This is a genomic window from Streptomyces sp. NBC_00012, from assembly GCF_045040875.1.
Taxonomy (GTDB): domain Bacteria; phylum Actinomycetota; class Actinomycetes; order Streptomycetales; family Streptomycetaceae; genus Streptomyces.
This window is the reverse complement of sequence record NZ_CP108310.1, coordinates 673,520-698,042: the sequence shown is the minus strand read 5'-3', so window position 1 is coordinate 698,042 and position 24,523 is coordinate 673,520. Positions and strand designations below refer to the sequence as shown.

Annotated in this window: 19 protein-coding genes and 3 pseudogenes; 5 read left to right on the top strand and 17 right to left on the bottom strand. The window is 69.7% G+C overall.

Annotation, left to right across the window (positions count from 1 at the left end; all coding sequences use genetic code 11):
• Positions 1 to 144 precede the first annotated feature (144 nt).
• Positions 145 to 1,959, bottom strand: a complete 1,815-nt coding sequence (locus OHA19_RS42665; protein WP_331749501.1) for an NAD(P)/FAD-dependent oxidoreductase — start codon at positions 1,957 to 1,959, stop codon at positions 145 to 147.
• Between OHA19_RS42665 and OHA19_RS42660 the strand changes: the two are divergent.
• Both OHA19_RS42660 and OHA19_RS42655 read left to right on the top strand, forming a co-directional pair.
• A pseudogene (locus tag OHA19_RS42660) lies at positions 1,889 to 2,590 on the top strand (hypothetical protein); the annotation flags it as partial. The gene OHA19_RS42665 and the pseudogene OHA19_RS42660 overlap by 71 nt on opposite strands.
• Before the next feature lie 69 nt (positions 2,591 to 2,659).
• Positions 2,660 to 3,691 (top strand): SMP-30/gluconolactonase/LRE family protein, encoded by a 1,032-nt coding sequence (locus tag OHA19_RS42655; RefSeq protein WP_331750705.1) that lies wholly within the window; start codon positions 2,660 to 2,662, stop codon positions 3,689 to 3,691.
• Positions 3,692 to 3,694: 3 nt separating this feature from the next.
• On the opposite strand, the gene OHA19_RS42650 is transcribed toward OHA19_RS42655, so the two are convergent.
• From OHA19_RS42650 to OHA19_RS42640, 3 genes are all read right to left on the bottom strand, one after another.
• A complete protein-coding gene (locus OHA19_RS42650) occupies positions 3,695 to 4,321 on the bottom strand; it encodes a helix-turn-helix domain-containing protein (RefSeq protein ID WP_331749504.1) in 627 nt (208 codons plus the stop codon).
• Positions 4,322 to 4,476: 155 nt separating this feature from the next.
• Positions 4,477 to 5,340 (bottom strand): endonuclease/exonuclease/phosphatase family protein, encoded by an 864-nt coding sequence (locus tag OHA19_RS42645; RefSeq protein WP_405722922.1) that lies wholly within the window; start codon positions 5,338 to 5,340, stop codon positions 4,477 to 4,479.
• A 392-nt stretch (positions 5,341 to 5,732) separates the two neighbouring features.
• Entirely contained in the window at positions 5,733 to 6,752 is a 1,020-nt protein-coding gene (locus OHA19_RS42640; protein ID WP_405722489.1) for a carbon-nitrogen hydrolase family protein, read from the bottom strand.
• 329 nt (positions 6,753 to 7,081) lie between these two features.
• Between OHA19_RS42640 and OHA19_RS42635 the strand changes: the two are divergent.
• A pseudogene (locus tag OHA19_RS42635) lies at positions 7,082 to 7,657 on the top strand (GNAT family N-acetyltransferase).
• A 491-nt stretch (positions 7,658 to 8,148) separates the two neighbouring features.
• On the opposite strand, the gene OHA19_RS42630 reads toward OHA19_RS42635, so the two are convergent.
• The 8 genes from OHA19_RS42630 to OHA19_RS42595 all read right to left on the bottom strand — a co-directional run bounded on the left by OHA19_RS42630 (position 8,149) and on the right by OHA19_RS42595 (position 16,826).
• A complete protein-coding gene (locus OHA19_RS42630; protein ID WP_331749521.1) occupies positions 8,149 to 9,510 on the bottom strand; it encodes a DUF3100 domain-containing protein in 1,362 nt (453 codons plus the stop codon).
• Positions 9,507 to 10,733, bottom strand: a complete 1,227-nt coding sequence (locus OHA19_RS42625; RefSeq protein WP_331749525.1) for an amidohydrolase — start codon at positions 10,731 to 10,733, stop codon at positions 9,507 to 9,509. The genes OHA19_RS42630 and OHA19_RS42625 overlap by 4 nt, the downstream gene beginning before the upstream one ends.
• A 10-nt stretch (positions 10,734 to 10,743) precedes the next feature.
• Complete coding sequence (locus OHA19_RS42620) at positions 10,744 to 12,300, bottom strand: aldehyde dehydrogenase family protein (RefSeq protein WP_331754494.1); 1,557 nt, start codon at positions 12,298 to 12,300, stop codon at positions 10,744 to 10,746.
• Positions 12,297 to 13,184 (bottom strand): NAD(P)-dependent oxidoreductase, encoded by an 888-nt coding sequence (locus OHA19_RS42615; protein ID WP_331749530.1) that lies wholly within the window; start codon positions 13,182 to 13,184, stop codon positions 12,297 to 12,299. Before OHA19_RS42615 ends, OHA19_RS42620 begins: the two co-directional genes overlap by 4 nt.
• Before the next feature lie 434 nt (positions 13,185 to 13,618).
• The gene (locus OHA19_RS42610; RefSeq protein ID WP_331749532.1) at positions 13,619 to 14,494 is read right to left on the bottom strand and encodes a MurR/RpiR family transcriptional regulator; all 876 of its coding nucleotides are present in this window, start codon (positions 14,492 to 14,494) and stop codon (positions 13,619 to 13,621) included.
• Between the two features lie 277 nt (positions 14,495 to 14,771).
• Complete coding sequence (locus tag OHA19_RS42605) at positions 14,772 to 15,092, bottom strand: hypothetical protein (protein WP_331749535.1); 321 nt, start codon at positions 15,090 to 15,092, stop codon at positions 14,772 to 14,774.
• A 175-nt stretch (positions 15,093 to 15,267) separates the two neighbouring features.
• Positions 15,268 to 15,699, bottom strand: a complete 432-nt coding sequence (locus OHA19_RS42600) for an SgcJ/EcaC family oxidoreductase (RefSeq protein WP_331749539.1) — start codon at positions 15,697 to 15,699, stop codon at positions 15,268 to 15,270.
• 320 nt (positions 15,700 to 16,019) lie between these two features.
• On the bottom strand, positions 16,020 to 16,826 hold the full coding sequence (locus OHA19_RS42595) for a helix-turn-helix transcriptional regulator (protein ID WP_331749542.1): 807 nt from the start codon (positions 16,824 to 16,826) through the stop codon (positions 16,020 to 16,022).
• Positions 16,827 to 16,984: 158 nt separating this feature from the next.
• Here OHA19_RS42595 and OHA19_RS42590 point away from each other — a divergent pair, with 158 nt between their 5' ends.
• Positions 16,985 to 18,424, top strand: coding sequence for an MFS transporter (locus OHA19_RS42590; RefSeq protein WP_331749544.1), 1,440 nt, complete (start codon positions 16,985 to 16,987; stop codon positions 18,422 to 18,424).
• Between the two features lie 103 nt (positions 18,425 to 18,527).
• Here the strand turns inward: OHA19_RS42590 and OHA19_RS42585 are convergent, their stop codons facing one another.
• From OHA19_RS42585 to OHA19_RS42565, 5 genes and pseudogenes are all read right to left on the bottom strand, one after another.
• Positions 18,528 to 19,106 carry a GNAT family N-acetyltransferase gene (locus tag OHA19_RS42585; RefSeq protein WP_331749546.1) on the bottom strand — a complete coding sequence of 193 codons (579 nt, stop codon included), beginning with the start codon at positions 19,104 to 19,106 and terminating at the stop codon, positions 18,528 to 18,530.
• 355 nt (positions 19,107 to 19,461) lie between these two features.
• Positions 19,462 to 19,560: pseudogene (locus tag OHA19_RS42580) on the bottom strand (IS5/IS1182 family transposase); the annotation flags it as partial.
• 181 nt (positions 19,561 to 19,741) lie between these two features.
• Positions 19,742 to 20,236: a Tn3 family transposase gene (locus OHA19_RS42575; protein ID WP_405722498.1), complete on the bottom strand. Its 495-nt coding sequence runs from the start codon at positions 20,234 to 20,236 to the stop codon at positions 19,742 to 19,744.
• Positions 20,128 to 21,474 (bottom strand): MATE family efflux transporter, encoded by a 1,347-nt coding sequence (locus tag OHA19_RS42570; RefSeq protein ID WP_331749552.1) that lies wholly within the window; start codon positions 21,472 to 21,474, stop codon positions 20,128 to 20,130. Before OHA19_RS42570 ends, OHA19_RS42575 begins: the two co-directional genes overlap by 109 nt.
• Positions 21,471 to 21,911 (bottom strand): hypothetical protein, encoded by a 441-nt coding sequence (locus OHA19_RS42565; RefSeq protein WP_331754491.1) that lies wholly within the window; start codon positions 21,909 to 21,911, stop codon positions 21,471 to 21,473. The genes OHA19_RS42570 and OHA19_RS42565 overlap by 4 nt, the downstream gene beginning before the upstream one ends.
• A gap of 52 nt (positions 21,912 to 21,963) precedes the next feature.
• On the opposite strand from OHA19_RS42565, the gene OHA19_RS42560 reads away from it, so the two are divergent.
• On the top strand, positions 21,964 to 24,501 hold the full coding sequence (locus OHA19_RS42560) for a DUF6185 family protein (RefSeq protein WP_405722503.1): 2,538 nt from the start codon (positions 21,964 to 21,966) through the stop codon (positions 24,499 to 24,501).
• The last annotated feature ends 22 nt before the right edge of the window (positions 24,502 to 24,523 follow it).

Sequence of the window (24,523 nt, the reverse complement as noted above, 5' to 3'; positions counted from 1 at the left end):
CAGGGCCGTCGGCCATGAATGCTCGCCCCTGTCCCGCGCCGAAATGACCGCTCTGGAGCAGAGGATCACCACCCGTGGCGTCGAACTCGCCGCCCACCACGGGGCGTCACCCGACGTGCGCCGGGCGGGCACGTCGGGCGGACGTCAGACCGTGGTGGAGACCTTGGGCTGCAGTACCTCGATGATGTTCTCCGCGCGCCAACGGCGCAGGAGGTCGTGGAAGGCGACGGCGCCGTGCGGGTACGCGAGGGGGCCGTTCGGGCGGCCGCGGCCCTCCTGGTTGTAGTAGCCGGGGGTGCACTCGGCGTGGAACCACTCGTGGTCGGGGGCTCCCTGGGCGCAGACGCCGGTCCAGGCGTCCTCTGCCTCACGGGTGGGCTCCACGACGGCGCCGTGTTCTTCCGCGGCAGCGACCAGGGCGGCGGCGTGCACTGCTTGCTCGTCCAGGATGTGCGTGAAGTTCACGCTGCTGGCGTTCTGCAGCGAGCCCATCTGGATCAGGTTCGGGAAACCGTTGCTGGTGAAACCGTGCAGGGTGCGTGGGCCGTGCTGGGTCCGTGCGTCGAGGAGCCGGACCCCGTCGCGGCCCGTCACGGGCAGCTTCCCGGAGGTGATGCCGGAGACGCCGACGGAGAATCCGGTGGCGAACACCAGACAGTCGAGTTCGTACTCAACACCGCCCACGACGACCCCACGCGGGGTCATGCGCTCGATGCCGTGGCTGTCGGCGGTGTCCACGAGCGTGACGTCGTCCCGGTTGAACGTGGGCAGGTACCGGTCGGAGAACGTGGGGCGCTTGCACGCGTACCGGTACCAGGGCTGGAGGGCCGCGGCCGTGGAGGGATCGGTGACCTCGGCGGCCACGCGGTCCCGGATGGCGTTCATCGTGGTGTGGTCGGCGGCCTCGTAGACGACCTCGAAGTCCGGCTCCCCGTCACGGCGGAAGCTCGGCAGGAGCTTCTCGAGCAGGGCTGCCGACTCCGTCCAGCGGTCGGCGACCAGGTCCTGCTCGGTGTGCTCCCCGGAGACGATCCGCAGGAAGTTCTCCCGGCGCTCGGCCGCCCAGCCCTCATGGGCCGCCCCGACCTCCTGCGGCGTCATGTGCCGCTGTCCGCGCACGTCCACGGAGGAAGGGGTGCGCTGGAAGACGTACAGGTGTCCGGCATCCTCGGCCAGCACGGGGATGACCTGTACGCCGGTGGCGCCGGTGCCGACGACGCCGACCCGCTTGCCGGCCAGGCCCGTCATCCCGCCCTCGGGGCTGCCGCCGGTGTAGCCGTAGTCCCAGCGGGAGGTGTGGAAGGTATGGCCCCGGTAGTCCTCGACGCCGGGGATGCCGGGCAGCTTGGGCTCAGTGAGGGTGCCAGTGGCGGTGATGACGTAGGTGGCGCGGAACTCGTCGCCGCGGTCGGTGGCGACCTTCCACTGTTGTGTGGTCTCGTCCCAGGTCAGGGATGTGGCGGCGGTGGAGAAGAGAGCGTCCTCGTACAGGTCGAACTGCTCGGCGATGCGCACCGCGTGCCTGCGGATCTCCTCGCCCGGGGCGTACTTCAACTCGGGTATGTGGCCGGTCTCGTCGAGCATCGGCAGGTAGACGTGCGACTCGACGTCACAGTGGATTCCCGGGTAGCGGTTCCAGTACCAGGTGCCACCGAAGTCACCGCCCTTCTCGATGACCCGCACCCTTGCCACACCCTGCCGGCGCAGGCGCGCGCCTGCCAGGATCCCGCCGAACCCGCCGCCTATGACCGCGACGTCCACGGCGTCGTGCAGCGTTTCGCGCTCCGGCACCACGCCGGCGTACGGGTCGGCGGCGAAGTAGCCGAACTCCGCGGATGTCGACCGGTATTGGCCCGGTCCCTCGGGGCGGACGCGGCGCTCCCGCTCGATGCGGTACCGCTCGCGCAGGTCTGCGGTCTGCTGCGGGGTGGGCGGGGTGTCGCGCTGCGGCAGGGTCATGGGGGGATTCCTCTCTCGGGGGAGGTGCGCCGGCCGGCCGCGTGAGGTGGGGCAGTGTTCTCGCGGCACCCCGCGCGGTCACCGGTACCGTAACCCAAGTACCGGACAATACTGTCCGGTTGGGGTGGGTCCCGGCGCACACGGCCCTGCCCGAGCGCCACGACATGAAGGGCCCACGATGTCGAACCTCACCCCCGCCTCCCCGCTGCGCGACTGGCTGGCGGATCCTGTCGCCGGGCAGGTCCTGCGCGGTCTGCTGGCTTCGGAAGGACAGAACGAACAGGCCCTCGCCCCGGCTCTCGGTCTGCCGCTGGAGCAGTTGGTGAAGATGTCCGGCGGAAAGTTCCCGCCAAGGCTCGTGGACACGCTCGTCACGGCCGCTGAGACCGGCCGGGTGCCGGAGTGGCTGCCCACCGCTCCTCCGGCAGCCACCGGGTCGGCCGTGGAGTCCGGCCTCGGCGTCGAGATCGGCGCCCCCGAGCCGTGGACCGAGCAGGTCACGGCCGGTCGCTTCGGTGGCCAGACCGTCGTCGTCACCGGCGCGGCCTCCGGCATCGGCAGGGCCGTCGCCGCGCGCATCGTGCGCGAGGAGGGCCGCGTCGTCACGGTCGACGTGTCCACCGACGGACTCGAGGCACTTCTCCTGCACGACACGGCGTCCGGACGTCCCGGACGCGACAGGAAGGAGCCACACCACCCCATGACCACGTACCGCACACCCCGCACCCTGGCGAGTCTGGCAGCCATAGGACTCCTGGCACTGACCGGATGCGGCACGGAGACCGGCGCCGCCCAGGCCCCGAACTCCTCGCCGTCCGGAGAGGGCAGAGGCATCCGGGCCACCCAGGTCGCGCACGTGACCGACGTGCACGAGGCCACCGGCATGACACTGCTGGAGGGACCGGTCCTGATGGAGAACGGCGACCTGTACGTCGTGGATGTCACCGCGCCCCCGGGCGAGCCCAAGGTCATCTCCGTCGACGTGGCCACCGGTGAGCACCGGGGCGTCTACACCGACAGGACGGGTGCCTACACTTCCGCTCAGGTCAGCCCGTACGACGGGCGCCTGTACCTCACCGACTTCGCCACCGGTTCCGTCGTCAGCGTGGAGCGGGACGGCTCGGACCCGCGCACGTTCTTCTCCGGCGAGGTCGACGGCTCGCGGATGACCCCGGACGACATCGCCTTCGACGACGAGGGCAACCTGTACGTGAGCGACTCGCACGGCACCGAGCCCGGCGACACCGGGGGGCGCATCGTGCGCATCGAACGCGACGGCACGGGGACGACCGTCCTGACCGACGGGCTCGCCCACCCCAACGGGGTCATGTTCGACCCCGAGGTGCGCGGCCTGTGGATCAGCGAACTCACCGAGGACACCGTCTCCTACCTGTCGCTCGACGCCGACAGGACCGCTGTGACCTCTCAGCACAAGGCCATCCGTGTCGACGGCGGCCTGGCCCAGACCGACTCCATCGCCGTGGATGCCGCCGGCAACCTCTACCAGGCGCTGCACGGCCGACCGGCCATGGCCGTCTACAGCAAGTACGGGGAGCGCCTCGCCACTGTCGAGGTCCCCGCCAAGGACGCCGGGGGCCTGCGGTCGGCGACCAACGTCGCCATCGCCCCGGGAGGCCGGGCGGCCTACATGACCGTCAGCGGCCCAGACGGCGGGTACATCTACGGGTTCACCGCGCTCGCCGACGGGATCCGCCAGTCCAACGGCGGCTGACGGTCACTCGTCGACGGCCGTCTCGAAGGGCCGCAACGGTCCCACCTCGACGCCGAGCAGCCGCCAGGCCCGCAGGGCCAGGCGCTCTCGTTCCGCCGGGGTGGGGCCGGCGACGGCTCCCGAGACCATGGCGACTGCAAGCATGACGTCGTCGGGCGACAGGCGATGACCTGCGGGCAGGCACCCGCTCAGGACGGTACGAACGCGCTCGGACAGGGTGCGGGCCTGATCGCCGCGAACCCGCAGGAGGTCGACGAACGCCGTCGAGCGGCTCAGGTGCCAGGTGATCACGCCCAGGACGCTCTCCAGGCTCGCGCCGGGTTCGACGGCGGCCCGCTCGATCTGCCGGACGTTCTCGTCGAGGACGGCGGAGGCCAGAGCGACCCGGTCGGTGAAGTGCCGGTACAGACTGCCCTGCCCCACCCCGGCACGGCGGGCGACGGTGGACAGAGGTGCGTTCAGGCCCTGTTCGGCGAAGACCTCGCGGGCGGCGGTGATGAGGGCGGTCCGGTTGCGGGCCGCGACCCGGCGCCCCTGGTTGGCCGGGCGCCCCCGGTCGGGCGGTCCTCCTTGCGCGGCCGAGCTCCGGGCGGCGGGCTGCGGGTTCTGGGACTCGGCGGGTTTCGTCACCTGGGAAGCCTAAGGGCTCTCCTTTGGCCTCGGCCGCCTTCCTCGTGCTGGATGTACAGGATGTGCGCGCCGACGTCCGGCGCGATGAAACCGTGCCTACGCGATTCCACCGACAGCAGCCGGTGAACAGGGTTGTTGCCATGGAGATGACTGCTTCAGCCCAGTGTGATCCGGGCGGTCACCGGCAGGTGGTCGCTGCTGGTGGGTGACAGGGTGCGGATGCGGCCGACGGTCGCCGAGCGGGCCATGACCTGGTCGATCCGGGCCATGGGGAAGGCGGCGGGAAAGCTGAAGGCGAAGCCCCGCTCCGCTGTGTTCATCCGGGAGGTCAGCGGGGCCAGCCCACGGTCGTCGACGGTGCCGTTGAGATCGCCGAGCAGAAGGACCGTTCTCAGTTCCTCGGCGGCGATGGCTCTGCCCAGCAGGCCGGCGCTCTCGTCCCGCTGCGAGGAAGCGAGGCCGCTCGCCCGGACACGGACCGAGGGCAGGTGCGCGACGTACACCGCGATATCGCCGTGCGGCGTGTGGACCACGGTGCGCAGCCCGCGACTCCAGGTCTCCGTGATCCGCTGAGGTTTTATGTCCACCGGCCGGGCACCGGTCAGCGGATGCTTCGACCAGAGTCCGACGGTGCCCCGGACGGCGTGGTACGGGTAGTTCGGGGCGAGGGTCTGCGCGTACGTCGCCAGCGCCGGGGGGACGAGCTCCTCCAGCGCGATGAGATCGGGCTCGGCGCCGGCCAGGGCGCGGGCCGTACCCGCCGGGTCGGTGTTCTCGTCGCTGACGTTGTGCTGCACCACGACCAGGTCGTGCGGGCCGTGCTCCGTCCCGAGCAGCCCGCCGAAGAGATGGGTCCAGGCTGCCACCGGCAGCAGCAGCGCCACCAGCGCGATCGCTGAGCGGCGCAGCAGTGCCAGGACGAGCAGCACCACGTCCACCAGGCCGAGCCACGGGAGGAAGGCTTCCAGCAGACTACCCAGGTGACCCGCGGAGTCGGGCACCGCCCGGTGGAAGACCATGAGCCCGGCCGTCAGTACCGCGAGCACGGCGGGCACCCGCCCTCGTGTCCAGGCCGACCGACACCGCGGGTCCCGTTTCGTGCTCCCGCCCGCAGCCCACGGTCCGGATCGGCGTCGCGTCCACCGAGCCACTGCGGCCTCTCCCTCCACCATCGCCTCCCATCTGCTTGACCTTGCTGGCCAAGACGGGTCACCAGGTGGAGCCGGTTCCGGCAGCCCTGCTCCCGCCGCACCGGCACCACTTCGGCAGGGGCGGCGAGCATCGGCCGATACTGACGGGTGCGCAGAATGCCGAGCCAACCGCTCTCGTCGGTGACAACCAACGCACTTTGGCACAACGGGCAGGATCGGGGTCGCCGACGGCGTGGTCGAGCTGGTCCGTTGTCGTCTGCTCAGGCCGTTTCGGCCGCCGGGGCGGTGGTGCCGTCGCTCGGGGCGGCAGGCCATTCGCGGTGCCCTTCGTCGTGCCAGAGCGGGCGTCGGTCGACCCGCAGGCCGAGGATCTCCGGTCGCGCGTAGTGGCCGCGGGAGTCGACCCAGACCTTGACGGCGTTGATGTCGGCGAGGTCGATCTCGGCGGTGACGAGCTTCTCGTCGAGGCCGGTGTGCGGGCCGGCGAGGTACTGGTTGAAGGGGTGGATCACGGCCGACCAGCCGCCGCCCACAGTGATGTGCTTCTGCGGTCCGACAGTGGACTCCATCCACTGCAGGCACGTCTCGTCCACCGGGTTTCCGGCGGAGATGACGAACGCCTGCGCCGTGAGCGCGTGGGTCTTCATCATGGCGTCGATCTGGACGTCGGCGACGGTCTCGAAGCCGGCCATGGTGGACAGACCGGGCCATGCTGCTGCGTGGATCTGCTGGCCCTGGGTGATCAGGGACTGCCGGGCCAGGTTCATGGTGTGTTCCCAGCAGGCCAGACCGCCGATCCGGCCCAGAGTGCTGTCGAAGACGCTGAGGGTGGCGCCGCCGCCCTGAGCCCACACGATCCGTTCGGCGTAGGTGGGCTGGAGCTTGCGGTGAACTCCGAGAAGGTTGCCGTCGGGTTCGATGAAGACCTGGCTGTTGAAACACGTGCGGGTCCCCGCGAGCCGCTCGCTGACACCGAGAACGGCGCCGACCCCGGCGCGCTCACAAGCGGCTTGGACCCGGGCGATCTGCGGACCGGGCACCTCGACGGACGCCTCGGCGTAGGCGACGTTGGCGCCCTGCTGGTCCAGCGGGGCGTAGGCCTCGATCCAGTACGGGTAACCGGGCATGTAGGCCTCCGGAAACACCAGCAGGTCGATGCCTTCCCGGCCGGCCTGTTCGATGAAGCGGATGACCTTGCCGACGGTCGCCTCGGTGTCCATGAACACCGGAGCGGCGTGTACCGCCGCGACAGTTCGTTTCGTGGAAGTGGGAGATGCCATGTCGGAGTCCTCCTCAGAAGTGGAGCGCACCGGCAGGAACAGGCTGTCGAGCGGTGTCCGGGGCGCATGGTCCGGATGCGGATGAGCGGTTGAGCCGGTCACGGAGAAGCCTGCCGGCGTCCGCAGCAACGCGTGCCTACGCTGACCAGTTCGGAGAAGACGTGTCAAGACCTGCCGGGGCGTGTCAAGGCCTGTCAGCGTCTTCAGAGCCGTCACGAAGTAGATGACCCGTACGCCGTCGATCCCGTCCTTGTAGTCACGCAGCAGGGTGTCGGGCACCGGGATCCCGATCACGGGGTTGGCGACGACCGCGCCTTAGGCTGCCGGTCATGAATCCGGCCACGACCAGCGGTGCGACCACTGAGCCCGCCATCCTTGACGCCATGGAGCTGACTTCCGATCCGGAGCTGGAGGTCCGGTTCGCGGAGTCGGCCCACCGGATCCTGGCGGACCTGGTCGGTGGAGGTGCCGCGCTGGGCTGGGTCGAACCGCCCTCGCGGGACGAGGTGGCGGAACTTCTCGGTCACGTCGTCTCTGCGGTGCAGGCCGGGGACGCGGCGCTGCGTGTCGCTTACCTCGACCGTCGGCTTGTCGGATTGGGGTACTGGCTCCGCTACGGCTGACCGACCCATCGGCCACACGCCGATCTGGAGAAGGTCGCGGTAGATGCTGCTGCCCATGGTCGTGGTGTCGGTCGGACACTGACCGCTGCCTTGGTCGCTGACGCCAGGGCGGCGGGGATCGAGGTCCTCACCCTGGACGCCCGTGGTGACAACACCAATGCCCTGCACCTCTACCGGTCGTTGGGCTTCACCGAATACGGCCGTCTGCCCGGTTTCGTCGCCGTCTGCGAACGCCGCTACGACAAGGTCCTCTACATGCTGGACTTCCGCCGGCAGGGCTGACCACTCGACCACTGCCACCAACCTTTCGCGCAGTCCGGGCCGGCGGTCCCGCAGCAGGTCTGCGGCCAGGAGCAGCCCGCCGCCGAGGGGCTCGCGCCGGAGGTGAGCATGGTGTCCGGCCGGCGGCCCGCATGCGCTATGGTTGATCTTGAAAGTCCGCCGCAGCTCGCGGCGACTGACATTGCGTTGGTGGTCCAAGGAAAGACGCCCCGCTTCCCGCGGGGAAATGCAGGTGCAAGGCCTGCCCAGCGCTCGCTCACGAAGCCCTTCCCTCCACCGGGGAAGGGCTTCGTCGTTTCCCGATGCAGCATGTGCCCGCCGGCTGACCGCAGCGAACTGGCTCACCGACACCGGCCTCACCGAGCAACTGACCGAACGCGTCCGGGCGACGACGGCGCAGACAGAAGAAGTCGACGACCCCACGACCCCTCGCCCGATCGCGCCGCCGGCTCCGCAGGCGCTGTCGCGCGATCGGGCCCGCGCGTGGAGGGTCAGCCCCACGCGCCGAGGGTGAACTCGGCGATCACCACCGAGAGCAGGAACGAGGCGGTGATCGCGACGAGCCCCACCGGGATGATCTTCCAGCCGATGTGGCGCAGCAACGGAAGGTCCTTGCCCAGCGACAGTCCCGCGAGGGTCAGCATGATCGTGGCGATGGACAGAAAGTCCACCGAGCCCACCAGGCTGTTGAGGCTGCCAGAGGCGAAGAACCACGGGCTGGACGCGTACGCGCCCACTGTGGTGATCCATACGATCGCGGAGATCTTCCGGCTGACCTTGGCGAGGAGCAGACCGAGCATCACCAGGCCCAGCAGCACGGCGTAGCCGCCGACGATGTCCCAGCCGATCGTGCCGGCCGCCACGGAGGCGGTGCCGAGGCCGAGCACCGTCAGGACGCCGAGCGACAGCCACAGCGGGATCCTGATCTCGCCCGAGGCGGCGGCGACTTCCTCCCGGAAGGCGCGGTTCGCAGTGGCGTCGTCCGTCGGGCCGTCCGGGGCACAGGGGGCGTCGGGCGTCGCTGTCTGCGGCGTGCGGGTGTTCTGACGGCGGGTGAGGGCGCGGTAGAACCGGTCCGCCAGCGGCAGCGCTACGTAGATGCCCACGTAGACCCCGAGGACGGTGGTGATGAGGTTCGACACCGCCGCCATGCCGAGGATGGCCTCCTCGTGCCCCGGGTAAGCGGCCACGATGCTGGCCGAGGACGCGGCCATCATCGATCCCGAGCCGACGCCGGCGCCCATGGCGAGGGCCAGTGGGTCGAAGATGTTCCAGTTCGACACCAACGAGGTCAGGAGCGTGATGAACACCGCTCCGAACATCGTGCCGAACACGTACATGGCCAGGACGCCGCGGTACTGGTCGGAGTCCGGCCCGTACTTCTCCGAGACCATCGCGAAGGACGGCTCGCGGTCGAGCGAGAAGGTGGCACCGACCGTGGCCTTGCCCAATCGCAGTACGACGGCGAGCGGCAGGGCCACGGCCACCGTGCCCAGAAGATGGCCGATCTCCTGGAGCAGCAGCGCGGGCCCGGCCTTGACGAGCGTCGGCAGGCTGGGGCCGATGTTGAAGGCGAGCCGGGCGACCAGGAGCATCACGGCCACGCCGACGAGCGCGGACGCCACTTTCTGGAGACGGATGCCGAGGGGGCGGACCTTCTGGACCGACACCAGCAGGCCCAGGATCAGACCCCACACCATGGGGAAGACAATGACGGAGCCGATGCCCAGGTCGATGTCGAGCTGTCCGACGGCCTGTACGACCAGGGCGATCACCAGGGCGAGGGCGGCGATCGGCAGGGTCTGACGCGGCCCGGCGACGCGGTTCTTGACCGCGGCAGTGGGGGTGGTCATGTCGACACCGCCTTCTCACGGACGTCACGGCGGTAGCCCGCGGCGACGAAACGATGCCGGTACTCGGTGCTGCCCGCCGCGTCGACGACGGTCCAGGCGAGGGCACGAGCCGCCTCGAACATCATGTCGTACGCCACGGATGTGTCGGCGACAGCGGCGAACGCATGGGAGTGAATGGGCACGTCGACCCCCGGGATGCTCAGCCACGGATGCAGGCTGGGGATGACCTGGCTGACGTTGCCCATGTCGGTCGAACCGCCGGCGAGCCGGCCACCGGAGGTGACGTCCCGCCCGAAGGCAGCCATGGCCGATGTCCAGAAGCCCGCCAGCACGTCGTCCTGTACGAGAGGCTCGTAGAGCGGCTCGGTGGCCTCTACGGTCAGTTCGGTGCCGGTCGCCAGGGCCGCACCCTCGAAACACCGCCGGACACGCCCCAGCAGCGTCTCGTACTCGGGCAGGGTGAATGCCCGGCACTCGAAGTCGACGACGGCCCGCTCGGGGATGATGTTGGTGGCGACGCCGCCTTCGGAGACGAACAGCGCCACCCGCTGGTCGCCCGGCAGTTGCTGACGCAGCAGACCGACGGCCACCTGGGAGAGCGTGGCGGCGTCGGCGGCGTTCACGCCCTGGTGGGGTGCGGCTGCGGCGTGCGCCGCACTTCCCCGGAACACGGCCCGGTACCGGCCGACCGCCTGCGCGGTGCTCCCGGCGGGGTTGTAGCCGACCCCGTCCTGTACCGGGTGGACCATCAGGGCCAGGCCCACTCCGTCGAACGCGCCGGCGTCGAGCAGCAGCGCCTTGCCGCCGCCGTGTTCCTCGGCCGGGGTGCCTATCGCCTTCAGCGTGATGCCGAGTTCGTCGGCGTACGGGGCCAGGGCCAGCGCGGCGGCCACCGAGGCGCCGGCGATGAGGTTGTGGCCGCAGGCATGACCGACCTCGGGCAGTGCGTCGTACTCGACACAGAGCGCGACCGTCAGTTCGCCGCTGCCCGCGGTGGCGGTGAACGCGGTCGGCAGACCGCCCGTGCCGCGCTCGACCGTGAACCCGCCCTCGGCGAGCAGCTCGGTGATCGCCGCGGCGGACCCGGTCTCCTGGAAGGCGGTTTCGGGACGTGCGTGCAGGGCGCGTGCCAGCTTGAGCACCCGGTCCTGCCAGTCCGACACACCGGTGGAGGTTTCGGTCTTGAGCCGGCTGCCGGCGACGGCGGGATTCTTCGTGGCCACGGGGTGCCTCCTAGTAGCTCAGTGAGGGGAACGGGGCGCCGGCGGCCCGGGTGGGTGTCCAGACGGCCTTGGTCTGCGTGTACTCGTCCAGCACTCCGGGACCGGAGGAGCGTCCGTGCCCGGAGTCCCCGAAGCCGCCGAAGGGCACGGCGACGTGGATGGTCTTGTAGGCGTTGATCCAGAAGGTGCCGGCCGTCACGGCACGCGCCACGTGGTGGGCGCGGGCGACGTCCTGGGTCCAGACCGCCCCGGCCAGGCCGAAGTTCGTGGCGTTGGCGCGGGCGATGGCCTCCGCCTCGGTGTCGAAGGCGTCGGCGCCGACCACTGGTCCGAAGACCTCGGTGGTCTCCAGCGGGTTGGCGGGCGTGACCCCGTCCAGCAGGGTGGGCGCCACCCAGCGTCCGCTCGCCAGTGCCGAGTCGGTGAGCCGGGCGGGCAGCTGTGTGCCGGTCACCCGGCGGGCGCCGCCCGCGAGCCCGGCCTCGATCAGCGAGGTGACCGTGTCGAACTGGGACTGCGTGATGATGGGGCCGACCTCGGTGGTGGGGTCGAGGGGATCGCCCAGCCGCAGCCGGGACGCTCGCTCGGCCACGCGCGCGATGAACTCCGTGTGCACGGAACGCTCCACGAGCAGCCTGGAGCCGGCCACGCACGACTGGCCCGCTCCGGAGAAGATGGCCGACACGGCGCCGTCGGCCGCCCGGTCCAGGTCGGCGTCGGCGAAGACGATGTTGGCGCTCTTGCCGCCGAGTTCGAGGACGGTCGGGATACCGGCGCCCGCCGCGGCGACCGCCACCCGGCGGCCGGTGGCGACCGAGCCGATGAAGGACACCTTGCCGACCCGGGAGTCCGAGGTGAGGGCGGCGCCGACGGTGGCGCCGAGACCTGTGGCGACGTTGAACACACCGTCCGGCAGCCCCGCCCGGTGGGCCAGCTGGGCCAGGCGCAGTGTTGAGGCCGGGGTGAATTCGCTGGGCTTGACGACGACGGCGTTGCCGGCCGCTAGTGGTGCGGCGGAGTTCCAGCCGCCCGTGAACAGGGGCGCGTTCCACGGGGTGATGGCCACCACGACGCCCCAGGGGATCCGTTCGGTGTAGGTGTGCCAGTTGCCCGGGACGGGGATCGTGTGGCCCAGCAACTTGTCCGCCCACCCTGCGTAGTAGCCGAACATCTCGGCGACCTTGGCCGCCTCGGCGCGGGTGTCGCGGACGGGCTTGCCGGTGGTGGCGGACTCCAGGAGCGCGAGTTCCTCGGTGTGCTCGCCGATCGTCCGGGAGACCTCGCGCAGGATCGCGGCCCGCTCGAACGGGTCGGTCGCGGCCCAGACCTCGGCCCCGCGGACGGCGGAGGCCAGCACGGCGTCGGCCCCTTCGGCCCCGGCGTCGGCGTAGTCGGCGAAGCCCTCTCCGGTCGCGGCGGTGGTGAGGCGTACGGTCTCGCCGCCGCCGGTGACGACCTGACCGTCGACGAACGAGCCCAGGCCCTGCGGGAACGCGGCATCGAGAGCGGCACGGGCGGTGGCGGCGCCGGATGCGCTCGGATCCGTCGGGAAGGTGGTGGTACTCATGCTGCGGTGGCTCCTTCGGGGGTGAGGGAGGGGGCTACGGTGCGGGCGATCTCGGTGAAGTCGGCGTCGGGACCGAGCGTGGCCAGGGCCTCCTGCCAGACGCGGCTGACGGCGGCCAGCAGTTGCGTGGCCGTACCGCGCTGTGCGGCGGTTTCGACGGCGAGTGCGGCGTCCCGAGCCATGAGTCCCAGGGCGAAGCCGGAGTCGTAGGTGCCGGTGAGCACCCAGTCCGGGTACATGGCCGCGGACGCTTTGCTGGCGCCGGACGCGCCGCTGATGCCCGCCGCCGCGGACGAGGGGTCGACGCCGTACGCCTTCGCCACGGCGAGGGCCTCGCCGACCGCGACCAGGTTGACCGCCGCAAGGGCGTTGTTGAGGAGCTTGACCACGTTTCCGGAGCCGGGGGCGCCGAGGTGGCGGTACTGGCCGCCGGTGAGTGCGTCCAGGACGGGCCGGGCCGCGTCGAGCGCGTCGGGGCCGGCACCGACGAACGCGGCGAGCCGGCCATCGGCCGCACCGTCACGGCCGCCCGAGACAGGTGCGTCCACGAAGGCCGCGCCATGGTCCGCCGCGAGGGCCGCGCACTCGGCGGACGTGCCCGGCTCCGATGTCGTGGTGTCGACGATGGCGAGCGTGCCCGGCCGCGCCAGCAGTGCGGGCACGGCCGCCTCGACCACGCGGGCCGAAGGCAGCGACAGGACCACGTAGGGAGTGCCGGCCAACCGGTGGAGGTCCTCGACGACCTCCACACCCTCCTTCGCGGCGGCGGACCGGGCGGCGGGCGCCGGATCGAATCCGCGCACCCGCCACCCCGCCCGCAGCAGGGCGGATGCCATGGCGCCGCCCATCGAGCCGAGGCCGACGACGGCGATGTGCTTACTCATCAGTGCTCCTGTCACGAGGGGACGTACATGCGTATGTACGGAAATGGAAACGGGCCGGGTCGGGCCGGGTTGGGTCGGGTTGGGCGGGTCGGGGGGACGGACCAGGTTGGGGAAACGGGTGGCCAGGCCGGGGAGACGGGCCTGGCAGGCCCGGGGGAGACGGTTCTCAGTGAGCCCCGGCAGACCTTGGGAAGGGGCGAGCCGGGGCAGGCCCGTCGGCGCGGTCAGCGCTCGCACGCGGCAGTGGAAGAGGTGTGCTGAAAGGCGCGTAGGCCACCGTGCTCCGAAGGCGCCACCGATCGGGCGGCGTGGGAGCGTGTGCGGTACGGCGGCGACAGCCGGTGGGGCGCGCCGCTCGATATGGGCTGTGGGGTGGGTGTCGCCGACCGTGCGGACCGGATCGGACGTCCACACGGCGTGAGGGTGAGAGCGGTTCAGTCGAGGTAGACGTCCAGGTCCTTCCAGAGCTGCTGGGTGCGGCGGATGACGGCACGGCTGCGCTCGGGCTGAGCCGTCTGCATGCCGGCGAGAAGTCCGTAGACCACCGAGGTGGCGGCCGTGACGGACTGGAAGAAGGAGATGCCCTCCGACGGCACGATCAGCAGGTGGTGGGCGATGGCGGTGGCGAGCCGGCCGCGCCGCATGTCGGTGATCGCCACCACCGTGGCGCCCGCCGCACGGGCTGCGTCGGCTGCGACGATGACCTGTTTCGTGGATCGCCACATGTTGATGACCAGGATCACGTCACCCGGGCCGAGACAGTTGACAGCGGTCGCCAGATGGACGCCGGCCCGGCTCTCCAGCGTGACGGGGTAGCCCATCGTGGAGCCGAGGTGCGCCATGACACTTGCCGGGCCGGCGAAGGAGCCGACCCCGACCACGAGGATCGACCGGGCCGAGGCCAGCGTGGCGATGGCCGCCTCCGCATCGGCGGCGGAGTTGCTCTCCAGGGTCTGGCGCAGATTCTCGATGTCGTGCGTGAGCGAGTCGTGCAGCGGGCTGCGGTGCTCGCCGTGTTCGGTCAGGGTCTCCTCGGTGGAGATGTGCACCAAGTAGCGGGCCCGCAACTCGCGTTGCAGATCCGGCCAGCCCCGGTAGCCCAACGTCTGGGCTGCCCGCACGACCGTCGAACTGTTCACGTCAGCCCGCTCGGCGATCTCCGCGATCTCCGCGTACGAGGAAAGCTGCGGATTGCGGACGATGACGTCGACGACCCGGGCCTGAGCCTTGGACAGCCGTACATCGGGCAGGGCGTCGCCCAGCCACTGGCTGTCGCCGTCGGCGGGGTCGTGGTTCTGCGATGCGGACACAGGTCTTGCTCCCTGGTACGAGATGCAGCGTGCTGCAAGCGTGATTGCAGAACCGTACATCGCAATTCCATTTGCAGGAACCCCCCTCTGTTCCGACCGGGCAGATCCGCGCACCGGGGTTCGCCCCCCCGTTGACCTCTTCGCGGTCCTGCATGAGGACCGGTGGGCGAGGACGGCTTCAAGCGCCGGCTCCCCGATGGTGCGCATGCTGTCGATGACGGCGCGTGGCACGGCGAACAGAGGGCGATACGTGGCTGGTCGACCCGACGTCAGCACGTCAGCACGGCAGTTCCATGCCCGGCAAGGCCAGCAGACGGCCCGCCCGGTGCAGACGGCGCACGCCGGGGGCGAAGGCCAGAGCGATGAGGGCGACGGCGGCGCCGGTGACGATCAGCACGAACAGCAGGACGAAGCCGCCGGCTGCTGCCCCTTCCACAGCGCCCCAGAGCGCGGTCAGGGCCACGAGGAACGTCAGCCAGGCCAGCGACGCCACGCTGAGTGTCCACAGCACCCAGGCCGGCACGACGACGCCGGTCCGCCCGGGACGCGGCGCCGGCTGCGGGGGCCCGTACAGGCGGGCGCAGGTGCTGGGGTTCATCGGATTCCTTCCGTGCGCGGTGCGCACGATCCTCACCGCGCCGACAACACCCCCTCGCGCATCTTCTGCCTGCGGTACGACTCGTTCGCCCTCCCCGGCTCCGGACAAGCGGACCCGAGGGCGGGTTCTCGCGGGCCATCGGCCCCGTACAGCAGGCCCGCATCAGGGCCGGGTGTCACACGGCCTGCGGGGCGACAGCCATGTTCTGCCCGGCCACGATGCGCCAGCCGTCCACCTGCTCGGCGACCACATAGAGCGTCGCTCCCCACGGACCGTCGACAGGGTTGCCAGTGCTGTCGGTGGGTGTCTGCACCACGTTCACCGCGATCACGCCAGGGGCTATCTCCAGCATCTTGACCACGTCGTACCGGGCAAAGGAGTCGCGCAGGAAGCTCCTCAGCGCCGGGGCGCTGAACTCGGCGATCGCTTCCCTGCCGTCAAGACGCGTGCCCCTCGCGTTGGTCCAGGAGGCGTGTTCCGTGTACTGCTCGCCCAGCGCAACCGGGTCCTTCGCGTTGAAAGCCTTCTCCAGGTCCTTGACCACACCGGTCACCGCGGTCCGGGTCTCCGGCGAAATCGTCCCCACTACGAGAATCTCGCGCGTCATGACGGTGCCCTTCCCCGTGCCGAATTGCTCAGGTGGCGGCTGCGATCGCCGCCACCACTCACCCCACAACATCAACCGTGATTGAGGTCAAGCCCGGCGAACGGCCTTCCGGGGCTCATGGGCGAGGGGGACGAGCGGCAACTTTGGATGCGTCCTGCTTCGGTGAGCGCGAGACTGCGTTGCCGCTTCCTTGCGGGCTTCGCCGCATCCTGGGCCCGGGGGGGCAGGCGTTGACGACCTCGGCCCGGCTGCTCGGGCCTACCGTCCGCAGTAATCACGGCGAGGCAACCCGCTCACCGCTCCCCAAGGTCCGAACCCTTTCAGTGGTCATTTATCGGGGTGCTCGTGGCAGATGCCTCGAACGAAGCGTCGCCATCGAGGTAGCGGCCGGGGGAAGTGCCGACGGTGCGCCGGAACGCCGCGAGGAAGGCGCTCGGTGTCGCGTACCCCACGGTGTGTGCGACCCGGGAAACGGGCTGGCCCTCAGCGAGGAGGGGGAGGGCGGCACGCAGCCGCACATGGGTGCGCCAGCGGTCGAAGCTCATGCCGGTGTCGTGGACGAACAGCCGGGTCAGGGTGCGTCGGCTCACCCCGACGGCCCGTGCGTGTGCCTCAAGACTGCGGGGGTCTGCGGGGTTGGCGAGCAGCGCGTCGGCCACGGCGCGTACGCGGTCGTCGGCGGGACTCGGTACGTCGATGGGCGTGGCAGGCAGGGGGCGCAGCAGATCCAGGACGACCGCCTCGGCCCGTAGTCGCGCGTCATCGTGGAGGTTCTCGTGGCTGAGGTAGGCGATCAGGTGTGCCAACAGCCCGTCGACACCGACCGGTGTGGGATCTGTCCAGTCCTTGTCGCATCTGTCCGGTTCGAAGTAGAGGCTGCACAGCACCGCGTCGCGGGTCGCGCCGGTCCGGTGGACGACCCCGGCGGGCAGCCACAACGCCCGTGTGCGCGGCAGGACCCAGTAGGCATCGTCGACGGCGACGCCGAGCACACCGCGCCGCGCCCAGGCCAACTGGTGCTGCGGGTGGCTGTGCGGGACGAACCACTGCCCGGACGCCAACGGAAAAGTCCCGACGACGATGGCACCCACCCCGGCCGGGACGGCCCCAACGACGGCATCGGTCATGCCTCCCAGCGTATGTCCCCAACGCGATATGACGTGGCCTTGTAGCGCATCGCGGCCGGCGCGGCGGGTGCATAGCGTCGTCCTATGCCGATCATTCATCCGCGCCACGGGCGCTGTCGCAGTTTGCACGGGCCGCTCACGAGGACAGGACTCACGGCATGACGTCGATGTCAACCAGGGTCGGTGCCACGGCCGTTGGACGCCGTGGACCGGCCCTGGTGGTGCTGTGCTTCGTGCAGTTCATGCTCGTCCTGGACGACAACGTGGTGAGTGTCGCACTTCCCAGCATGCGCGATGACCTCGGCTTCAGCACCGCGGGCTTGGCCTGGGTCGTCAACGCCTACTTCCTCGCCTTCGGCGGGCTGTTGCTGCTGTTCGGTCGCATGGCCGACCTGCTGGGCCGCAGACGCGTCTTCCTGACCGGTGTGGCGCTGTTCGGTGTGGCGAGCCTGGCCTGCGGGCTCGCGCAGGATCCCTGGCAACTGGTGGCCGGGCGGTTCGTCCAGGGCGCGGGCGCGGCCATGGCCAGCCCGGCCGCGCTGGCACTGATCACGCTTCTTTTCCCGGGTACCGACGAGCGCGCCAAGGCGTTCGGCATCTGGGGAGGGATCGCGGGTCTGGGCGGCACCACGGGTCTGGTGATCTCCGGCGCGCTGACCGGCCTTGCGTCCTGGCGCTGGATCTTCCTGATCAACCTGCCGGTGGCCCTTGCTGCCGTCGTGCTGCTCCCGCGCCTGGTCCCCGAGAGCCGGGCCGGGCGCGCGGTACGCCTCGACGTACCCGGTGCGGTACTGGGCACTGGTGCCCTTGTGTCACTGGTTTACGGACTGCTCCGGACCGGTGAGTCGAACTGGGGGGACACGGCTGCTGTCGGGCCCCTGGTTCTCGCCGTGCTCCTGGCCCTCGCCTTTGTCGCAGTCGAAGCACGAACTGCCGAGCCACTGGTGCCGTTGTCGTTCCTGTCCTTCCGGTTCCGTGCCGTCGCCAATGGGACGACGCTGCTGTTCTCCGCCGCCATGTACGCGATGGCCTTTCTGCTGATGGTGCATCTGCAGACCGTGCTCGGCTACCGCCCGCTCACGGCCGGCCTCGCCTACCTGCCCTACGGCGCCGGCATCCTGACGGGCATGTGGCTCTCCTCCCGAGCGGTGATCAGGCTCGGCGCGCGACCGGCCCTCGTCATGTCGTTCCTGATCACCGCGGCCGGGCTCCTGCTGCTGTCCGGCGTGGCACCGGGAGACGGCTACGCTTCCGGAGTACTGCCCGGCATGCTCGTCACGAGCCTGGGGTGCGGACTGAGTCTGCCCGCCCTGACCGTCGCGGCGCTCGCGGGCACCACCGAGGAGAACGCCGGGCTCGGATCGGCCGTCCTGAGCTCTGTTCAACAGGTCGGAGGCGCTGTGGGGGTAGCGGTGCTCGTTGCTATGGCCGCGCGTCGCCGCGAGGCGCTGACCGGACACGACGACTCTCTGCGCGCCGCGACGGAAGGCTTCTCGTTCGCGCTCACCGTCGCTGCCGTCCTCCTCATGCTCGGCGCTGTCCTCATAGCCACCCTGCTCGGGAAGAACCACCGCCCAGAAGGTGCGCTCGACGTCTGAGAGGACGGTGTGCAACTCTCTATCCAGTTCGCCGTTGTGTGGGGATGAGGCGCAGTGATCAGTTGCTCGGGGTTGGCCGATACCGGGTGCCGAGCGACGGAACTCAGTGGGCGGGAACCGGCTCGGACGACGGCTGCCACTCCCGCCTGATCAGCCCGTAGACCCACGAGTCAGAGACGTCGCCGTTGACGACGCAGTCTTCCCGCAATGTCCCTTCACGCACGAAGCCGAGCTTCTCCAGCACGCGGGCGGAAGCCATGTTGCGTGTATCGGCCTCGGCTTGGACGCGATTTAGGTCCAGCGTGTCGAATGCCCACCGCAGCAGAGCGCGCGCGGCCTCGGTCGCGTAGCCGTGGCCCCACGCTGCATCGTCGAAGCAGTAGCCGAGCGACGCGCTACGGTAGTCCGGATTCCACCTGTTCAGGCTGCACCAGCCGATGAACGCCCCGTCGGAGACACGATCTACGGCCAGCCGCGCCCCGGTGCCCTCCTGCGCCATCTGCCGGCAAGCCGTGATGAACTTCTCGGCGCGCACGCGTTCGCTCCACGGTGGCGAGTCCCAGTAGCGCAGCACGTAGGCGCTGCTGTGCAGTGCGAAGAGGTCGTTCGCATCCGCGTCTTCGAAGGCACGCAGCCGAAGGCGAGCGGTGTGCAACGAGGGGGTGGGCAGCGACGTCCTCATGTTCCCTACCTTGATCGGTGACCGATCAATCAGACAGCCGATGCCGGTCACCCGCAACGGGATTTCCCGGCGGGCCGGCAGACGTGTCCGCTCATCGGCGCGACCGAGCGCCCCCGGAGGGCGGCACCTGAGGTGATGCCCGGATTGGCCTTTCGGTTGGGCTGAGCAGGCTGGTTGCGGCCCGCGGGAGGGGCTACGGCCGTGGCAGGGTGAACAGCGAACAGCCCCTGCTCGGTCTCGGCCAGGATCCCCCGCTCGGCGAGCCGCTTAAGCTTCAGACGGACGTTGTTGATGTTGCTGGGAGCTATCTCCAATTCATCGCCTCACACACCGCCCGCGCCCGCGGAGGGGCATCGGCCGTGGCGAGCACCACCACCGCGATCACCAGGCCCAGGACGTCAACGGCCGGTCCCCGCTTGCGGCCCGGGACCTTCTTGGCCGCGTCCCACGACGTCACGTCACATACCGCCCTCTGAGAAGCTCAGGCCAATCACGGGAACCCTGCGCAGCCACCACTTCGGCCGACCTCTATTGCCAGGTGCCCGGGTTACCGGGCAGCCGCCGGGCGTCCGCCGGTGTACGAGGCCCGGGAACAGCGGCTGCGGCGAGGTGCAGACGGGCGCCCTTGTCGACGTTCACCTCACCGCAGGGGCGCACGTGAGACCGGAACAGGGGGCCGGGCCGCGCCGGTCGGCCGGAGCGAGGAGCCCGGCCCACGCCGGCACTCCGAGGACGTCCTGGAGCATCAGGGCGTTCACGTGGACCAGGGCGGATTGCAGGATGCGCAGGCACAGGACGAACATCTCCTGCTCGTCACGCCGGTTCGAGCCGATCTCCCCGCACTTGCCGTACGCGATCACGGAATTTGCGCTGTTGGAGACTCCATCACGTTCAGGCCCTCGCCGCCGCGCCGCGTCTCGCCCAAGGGTGCCTGCGCCGTGCCCGGATGCCCGCGGCGAAGACCACGGCCCGGGGACTGTGCGCGCGGCACTACCGCTTCCGGTCGGAGAGGGACGGGATGTCAGGTGGTGAGACCTGACTGCTGGGTGGCCAGGCGTCCGCTGCGCCGGTGGAAGGCGGCGGCCTTGGTGAGCGCCTGCAGGAGGTTCGCGCAGATCAGTGCGGACCACAGGGCGGTGAGTCCGCCCGCGTCGGCCACCGGAACGGCACTCAGGCACAGCAGACCGAAGAAGACGGCCGTGGAGACCAGGCTCGGGAAGGTCCGCTTCAGGCCGAGCATGCCGAAGCCGGCGATCGCCTGCAGAGCGTCCGTGACCACGACGGCGAGAACGAGCGGAAGCTGGTCCTCCAACTGCGGCCGCAGGGACGGGTCGTTGCTGAGGAGTGGAACGATCCAGTGGCCGAACACCACGAGGCCGATGCCCAGGGTGCCGACGCCGCACAGTGCGACCCCGCCGCCGGCGACGACACTGCGTCGGGCCTCGGCGACGTCGGCGTCGCGTGCAGCGCCCGCCACGATGGGGACGGTCGCCTGTCCGATCGCCACGGCGAGGGTGTAGACCAGGTTGACCAGGGTCTCGGAGACGCCGTGCACGGCGGCCTGTTCCGTGCCGAGCCTGGCGGCGGCGAAGGTCAGGACGCCCAGCACCACGAACTTGATCAGCACGGTTCCGGCGAGCGGGACGCCGACGCCTGCGAGCCGGAACACCCGCGGGAGGTCGGGGCGGCCGGGACGCAGGGACCGTCCGGCCAGCACCGGGAGCCGGTGCAGGGCCAGTTGGACCCGGCAGGTGGTGACGAGGCTGGACGCCAGCATGGCGATGCCCGCGCCGTTCAGCCCCAGAGCCGGTACCGGCCCGACGCCCGCGATGAGTGCGATGGACATCAGCACAGCGACGGCCGTGCCGGTGAGTCCCGCCCGCATGACGAGCTTTCCCTGTCCGAGCGCGACCAGGACGGAGATCGCGGAGGCCCCCACCGACGTCGACAGCACCGCGATGGCCAGCAGGCAGGGAAAGGCCCCGAGGCGGTCGAGGGTGGACTCGGGGACACCGGTAGCGCGTCCGATGACCCTCGCCCAGGCCACGGCGAGGGCGCCGAGCAGACCGACGATGAATCCCAGCCACATGCCGTTGCGGACCAGCGGCACCATGATGTCGGGATCGTCCTCGTGCCGGCTGACGAACGGCATGACGCCGCGCAGGGCGCCGGTGACTGCGGCGGTGGCCGGGCTGTAGACGGCGATCGTCACGGCGAACGCGGCGAGTGAGGAGGTCGCGTGTCTGCCGAGCAGAGCGGTGTCCACCAGCGCTCCGGCGGACGACGCGACCATCGTGAGATAGAGCGGTAGCGCGGTCGCCGCGATCCTGGTGCAGTGCCGTCGGCCGGTCGTGGATGTTCCGGTCATGAGATTTCCTGTCGGTTCGGCCGCCTGCTCGGAGCCCATCTCAATCGGTGAGGTGTCGTCGGATGAATGGCGTCCATCCCCAGGACGAGTGCGGCGAAGGCAGCCAATCGTTGAAGGCCGGGCTGAGCGGCGAGGTTGCTGTGCTGGATGCTGTGGACCGCGTACCAGTTGGTGGCGAGGTCGGTCGCCATGATGGCGCAGGCGAGCCCGGTTCCTCGGCGTTTGCCCCGGATCAGGAACAGGGCGGCGAGCGCCTCGAACAGCGCCGGCGACGACCAGTAGCGCGTCCAGACGGCAAGCACATCCAGAACCTGCAAGAGCGGATGCTCCGACATGTGATGTCCGGGTTCGGGGCCGGACCGGACACCGCCGATCCGCGCCACATGGCACTTGTTTTCGAGAATGCCGTCCCGTGCACCATGATGTCCATTCATCATGGTGCAGCGTCAACTAAGCGCTTGGGGGAACGAGTTGGGCGTCCGTTTTGGTGTGCTCCTCGCGCTGTTGCTCGGGACGGTCTTCGCTTCCATATCTGCGCCCGCACACGCTGCAGGCGATGCATGCCAGAGCAGCAAGCTGGCTGAAGCGTCGGTAAGTGCCACCGTGGAACTGGACGACAGGCACCGTACCCAGACCAAGATACTGAGCCGGCTGATCGTCCATGTTCCCTCAAAGTGGCCGTATGCCACCGGGCTGTTGCTCGGCCAGGACTCCGAGGAGTATCGCCGAGCAATGCGGTGCCTGCTGCGGGGCGAAGCGAGGCAGGTCCAATGGTCGACCGAGTGGCGATCCAACCGCCCTGAGATCACCTCAGAGAAGGGTGGAGTGCGTGTACAGGTCGACACATACGGCTGGGCCGAAAGCCAAGGCATGCTCTGGGTCGGTCCCTGGGATATCAACATAGGCAAGGACCACTGGACTGTTGCCCTCAACCCGCCCGCCCTGGCTCAGGCCCGCTGGACCACCATCATCGTGAGGCCAGGTGCTTCCAGCATCCTCTCGGCCAAGCCCCGACCGTCGGGCAATGACGACAAGAACGGCTTGGTCTGGCGCCGGAAAGCCGGGCAGCACATGCCGCAGCTGTCTGTGCGCCTGGACCCCTCCTGGCAGCGCTCATGGGCGGCGCAGCAGGAACGCCTGCGCTTCAGTCTGGCCAACGACACGTCTGGCATACCGTGGCACTGGCCGACGGCGGTGTTTCTGCTCGTCGCGGTACGAAGGACAAGAAGGTCTGGTCCGCCGTCACCGGACGAAGAGCTTCGCATGAGAACAGCCACCTGGTGGGCTGCCATCAGCGTCGTCCTGAGTCTGCTCAGCATGGGCGACAACGTGTTCTACGACGTGATGCGGCAGTACAGCGACGAGGGGTCATGGGCCAACCGGCAGGCGCAGCACGGTCTCCTGATCAACCTGGCGCTGGGCTGGGTTCTCTTCGCCTTCGGCCGGCCCCGGCGCCGCACGATCTGGCTGGCTGCGGTCATTCTCACCGTGCCAGGCATCGCGGCGGCCCTGAGCCCTACGACCTTCGGCCTGACAGCGCACACCTCCCTGACCCCGTATTCGCCGGACACTGCGGTGCTCGCTCTCTTCACCGCGACCGGGTGCGTATTTGCTTTCCTGCTTCTGGGGAGTGCTGCGGCAATCTGGCGGCTCGCCCGCACAGTCGGCCTGATCCGCCCTGCCCCTCCGTTGAGTCCGGGCGGCCCGTCCATGCCACGGGAACTGTCCCTGCGTTGGACGGCACCAGCGCTTGCGCTCGCCGTCGCGGTGACCGGTTTGGCTACTGCCAGCACCAGTGAACGGTTCTGGCAGCGTGTCTCGTGGCTCAGCTCGCACGCCGACAACCGCTACGGACTGGACCATGTGCAATCACTGCGCACGGACCTCACCTGGTTTGCCGTCAACAGCCAGGACTGGTGGACCGGCTACATCTGGTGGACAGCCAGCGGACTTGTGGTCCTCGCCGTCCTGCGGGCGCGAGCCCATAGAACCACGCCCATGCCGCAGGATCCTGGCCCCGTCGACGAGTTCTGGATGCTGCTGTTCTTCCCGCTGATGGTCGGGCTTTCGCTAGGCATATTCGTGGACACCTCGGCGTTGAACGGCCTGTGGTTCTTCCTGGACCTGGGGGCCCTCGCACTCGTCCTCGCCGTGTGTCGAGGCAAAGGCGTGCTCGACCGATCCCTGCAACGTTCCGGTGAGAGCCTGAGCACGGCCATCACCCCCTCGCTCCGCCCCGACCTGCTCGATCGTGCACGCCGGTTCCGCGAGATCCACGCCAAACTCCGGCGCCTGGACCAAGGACAGTCGGATGATGAGGCTCTCAACCGGCGCAGCCACGAACATGAACTGCGCAGCCTGCACCGCTGGCGGGCTTCGACCGGTGTCGCAGACAGACTGCCTGTCGATGTCTCGGTCGTCGACGCGGCACTCGCTCTGGGCCCCTGTGACGATTGGTGGGCCAACGGACAGCGAGCCGCCCGACTCGCCGCGCTCGTAGGACTGCCTGCCAGCGTGCTGCTTGTGTGGGCCGAGAACATCAAAGGGCATTTCCTGACCACGACCCTCGACACACAGTTCGGCCTGCCCGGCATTGCCTTGAACGCCGTGTACTGGGAGATCACATGGGCCGGAGCAGGCTTCCTGCTCGGCGCGCTCTGGCGGCGGCTTCCTGGACGCCGCGGTCCCGTGCGAAGTCTGCCCCTGGCTGCCGCGTACGCTCTGCCGATAGGGATCGACGCCGTCGGTAACTGGATCACACGGGAGGGGCAGTCGAACCTGGCCCTCTACGCCGTGAGCATGCTCCTGGTTCTCACGGTCACCGGCATCGTCTTGGACCTGGATACGTTCCGCGGCGAGCGGCGCTACTGGCAGAGCCGCCTGGGCCTATTGCTGTCGGTCTACCAGATCCGCTACTTCTCCATACAGATCGCGTACCTGCTTGCTCAACTCGTCGCCCTTTTCAGTCTCTGGCAGTTCTTCACTGATGGTGGCGGACCTCCAGAGCGGGGCGCGGAGGGTCCCTAGCAGACGGTGCCAGGGCCCACCC

What these genes read in the sequence shown, in the direction of transcription:
- OHA19_RS42630 (WP_331749521.1), bottom strand. Translation starts at nt 9,510, where the DNA reads ATGACCACCCCCACTGCCGCGGTCAAGAACCGCGTCGCCGGGCCGCGT.
- OHA19_RS42565 (WP_331754491.1), bottom strand. Translation starts at nt 21,911, where the DNA reads ATGATGAATGGACATCATGGTGCACGGGACGGCATTCTCGAAAACAAG.
- OHA19_RS42605 (WP_331749535.1), bottom strand. Translation starts at nt 15,092, where the DNA reads ATGAACCCCAGCACCTGCGCCCGCCTGTACGGGCCCCCGCAGCCGGCG.
- OHA19_RS42665 (WP_331749501.1), bottom strand. Translation starts at nt 1,959, where the DNA reads ATGACCCTGCCGCAGCGCGACACCCCGCCCACCCCGCAGCAGACCGCA.
- OHA19_RS42655 (WP_331750705.1), top strand. Translation starts at nt 2,660, where the DNA reads ATGACCACGTACCGCACACCCCGCACCCTGGCGAGTCTGGCAGCCATA.
- OHA19_RS42645 (WP_405722922.1), bottom strand. Translation starts at nt 5,340, where the DNA reads ATGGTCTTCCACCGGGCGGTGCCCGACTCCGCGGGTCACCTGGGTAGT.
- OHA19_RS42595 (WP_331749542.1), bottom strand. Translation starts at nt 16,826, where the DNA reads ATGACCGATGCCGTCGTTGGGGCCGTCCCGGCCGGGGTGGGTGCCATC.
- OHA19_RS42585 (WP_331749546.1), bottom strand. Translation starts at nt 19,106, where the DNA reads ATGAGGACGTCGCTGCCCACCCCCTCGTTGCACACCGCTCGCCTTCGG.
- OHA19_RS42620 (WP_331754494.1), bottom strand. Translation starts at nt 12,300, where the DNA reads ATGAGTACCACCACCTTCCCGACGGATCCGAGCGCATCCGGCGCCGCC.
- OHA19_RS42590 (WP_331749544.1), top strand. Translation starts at nt 16,985, where the DNA reads ATGACGTCGATGTCAACCAGGGTCGGTGCCACGGCCGTTGGACGCCGT.
- OHA19_RS42600 (WP_331749539.1), bottom strand. Translation starts at nt 15,699, where the DNA reads ATGACGCGCGAGATTCTCGTAGTGGGGACGATTTCGCCGGAGACCCGG.
- OHA19_RS42640 (WP_405722489.1), bottom strand. Translation starts at nt 6,752, where the DNA reads ATGGCATCTCCCACTTCCACGAAACGAACTGTCGCGGCGGTACACGCC.
- OHA19_RS42615 (WP_331749530.1), bottom strand. Translation starts at nt 13,184, where the DNA reads ATGAGTAAGCACATCGCCGTCGTCGGCCTCGGCTCGATGGGCGGCGCC.
- OHA19_RS42570 (WP_331749552.1), bottom strand. Translation starts at nt 21,474, where the DNA reads ATGACCGGAACATCCACGACCGGCCGACGGCACTGCACCAGGATCGCG.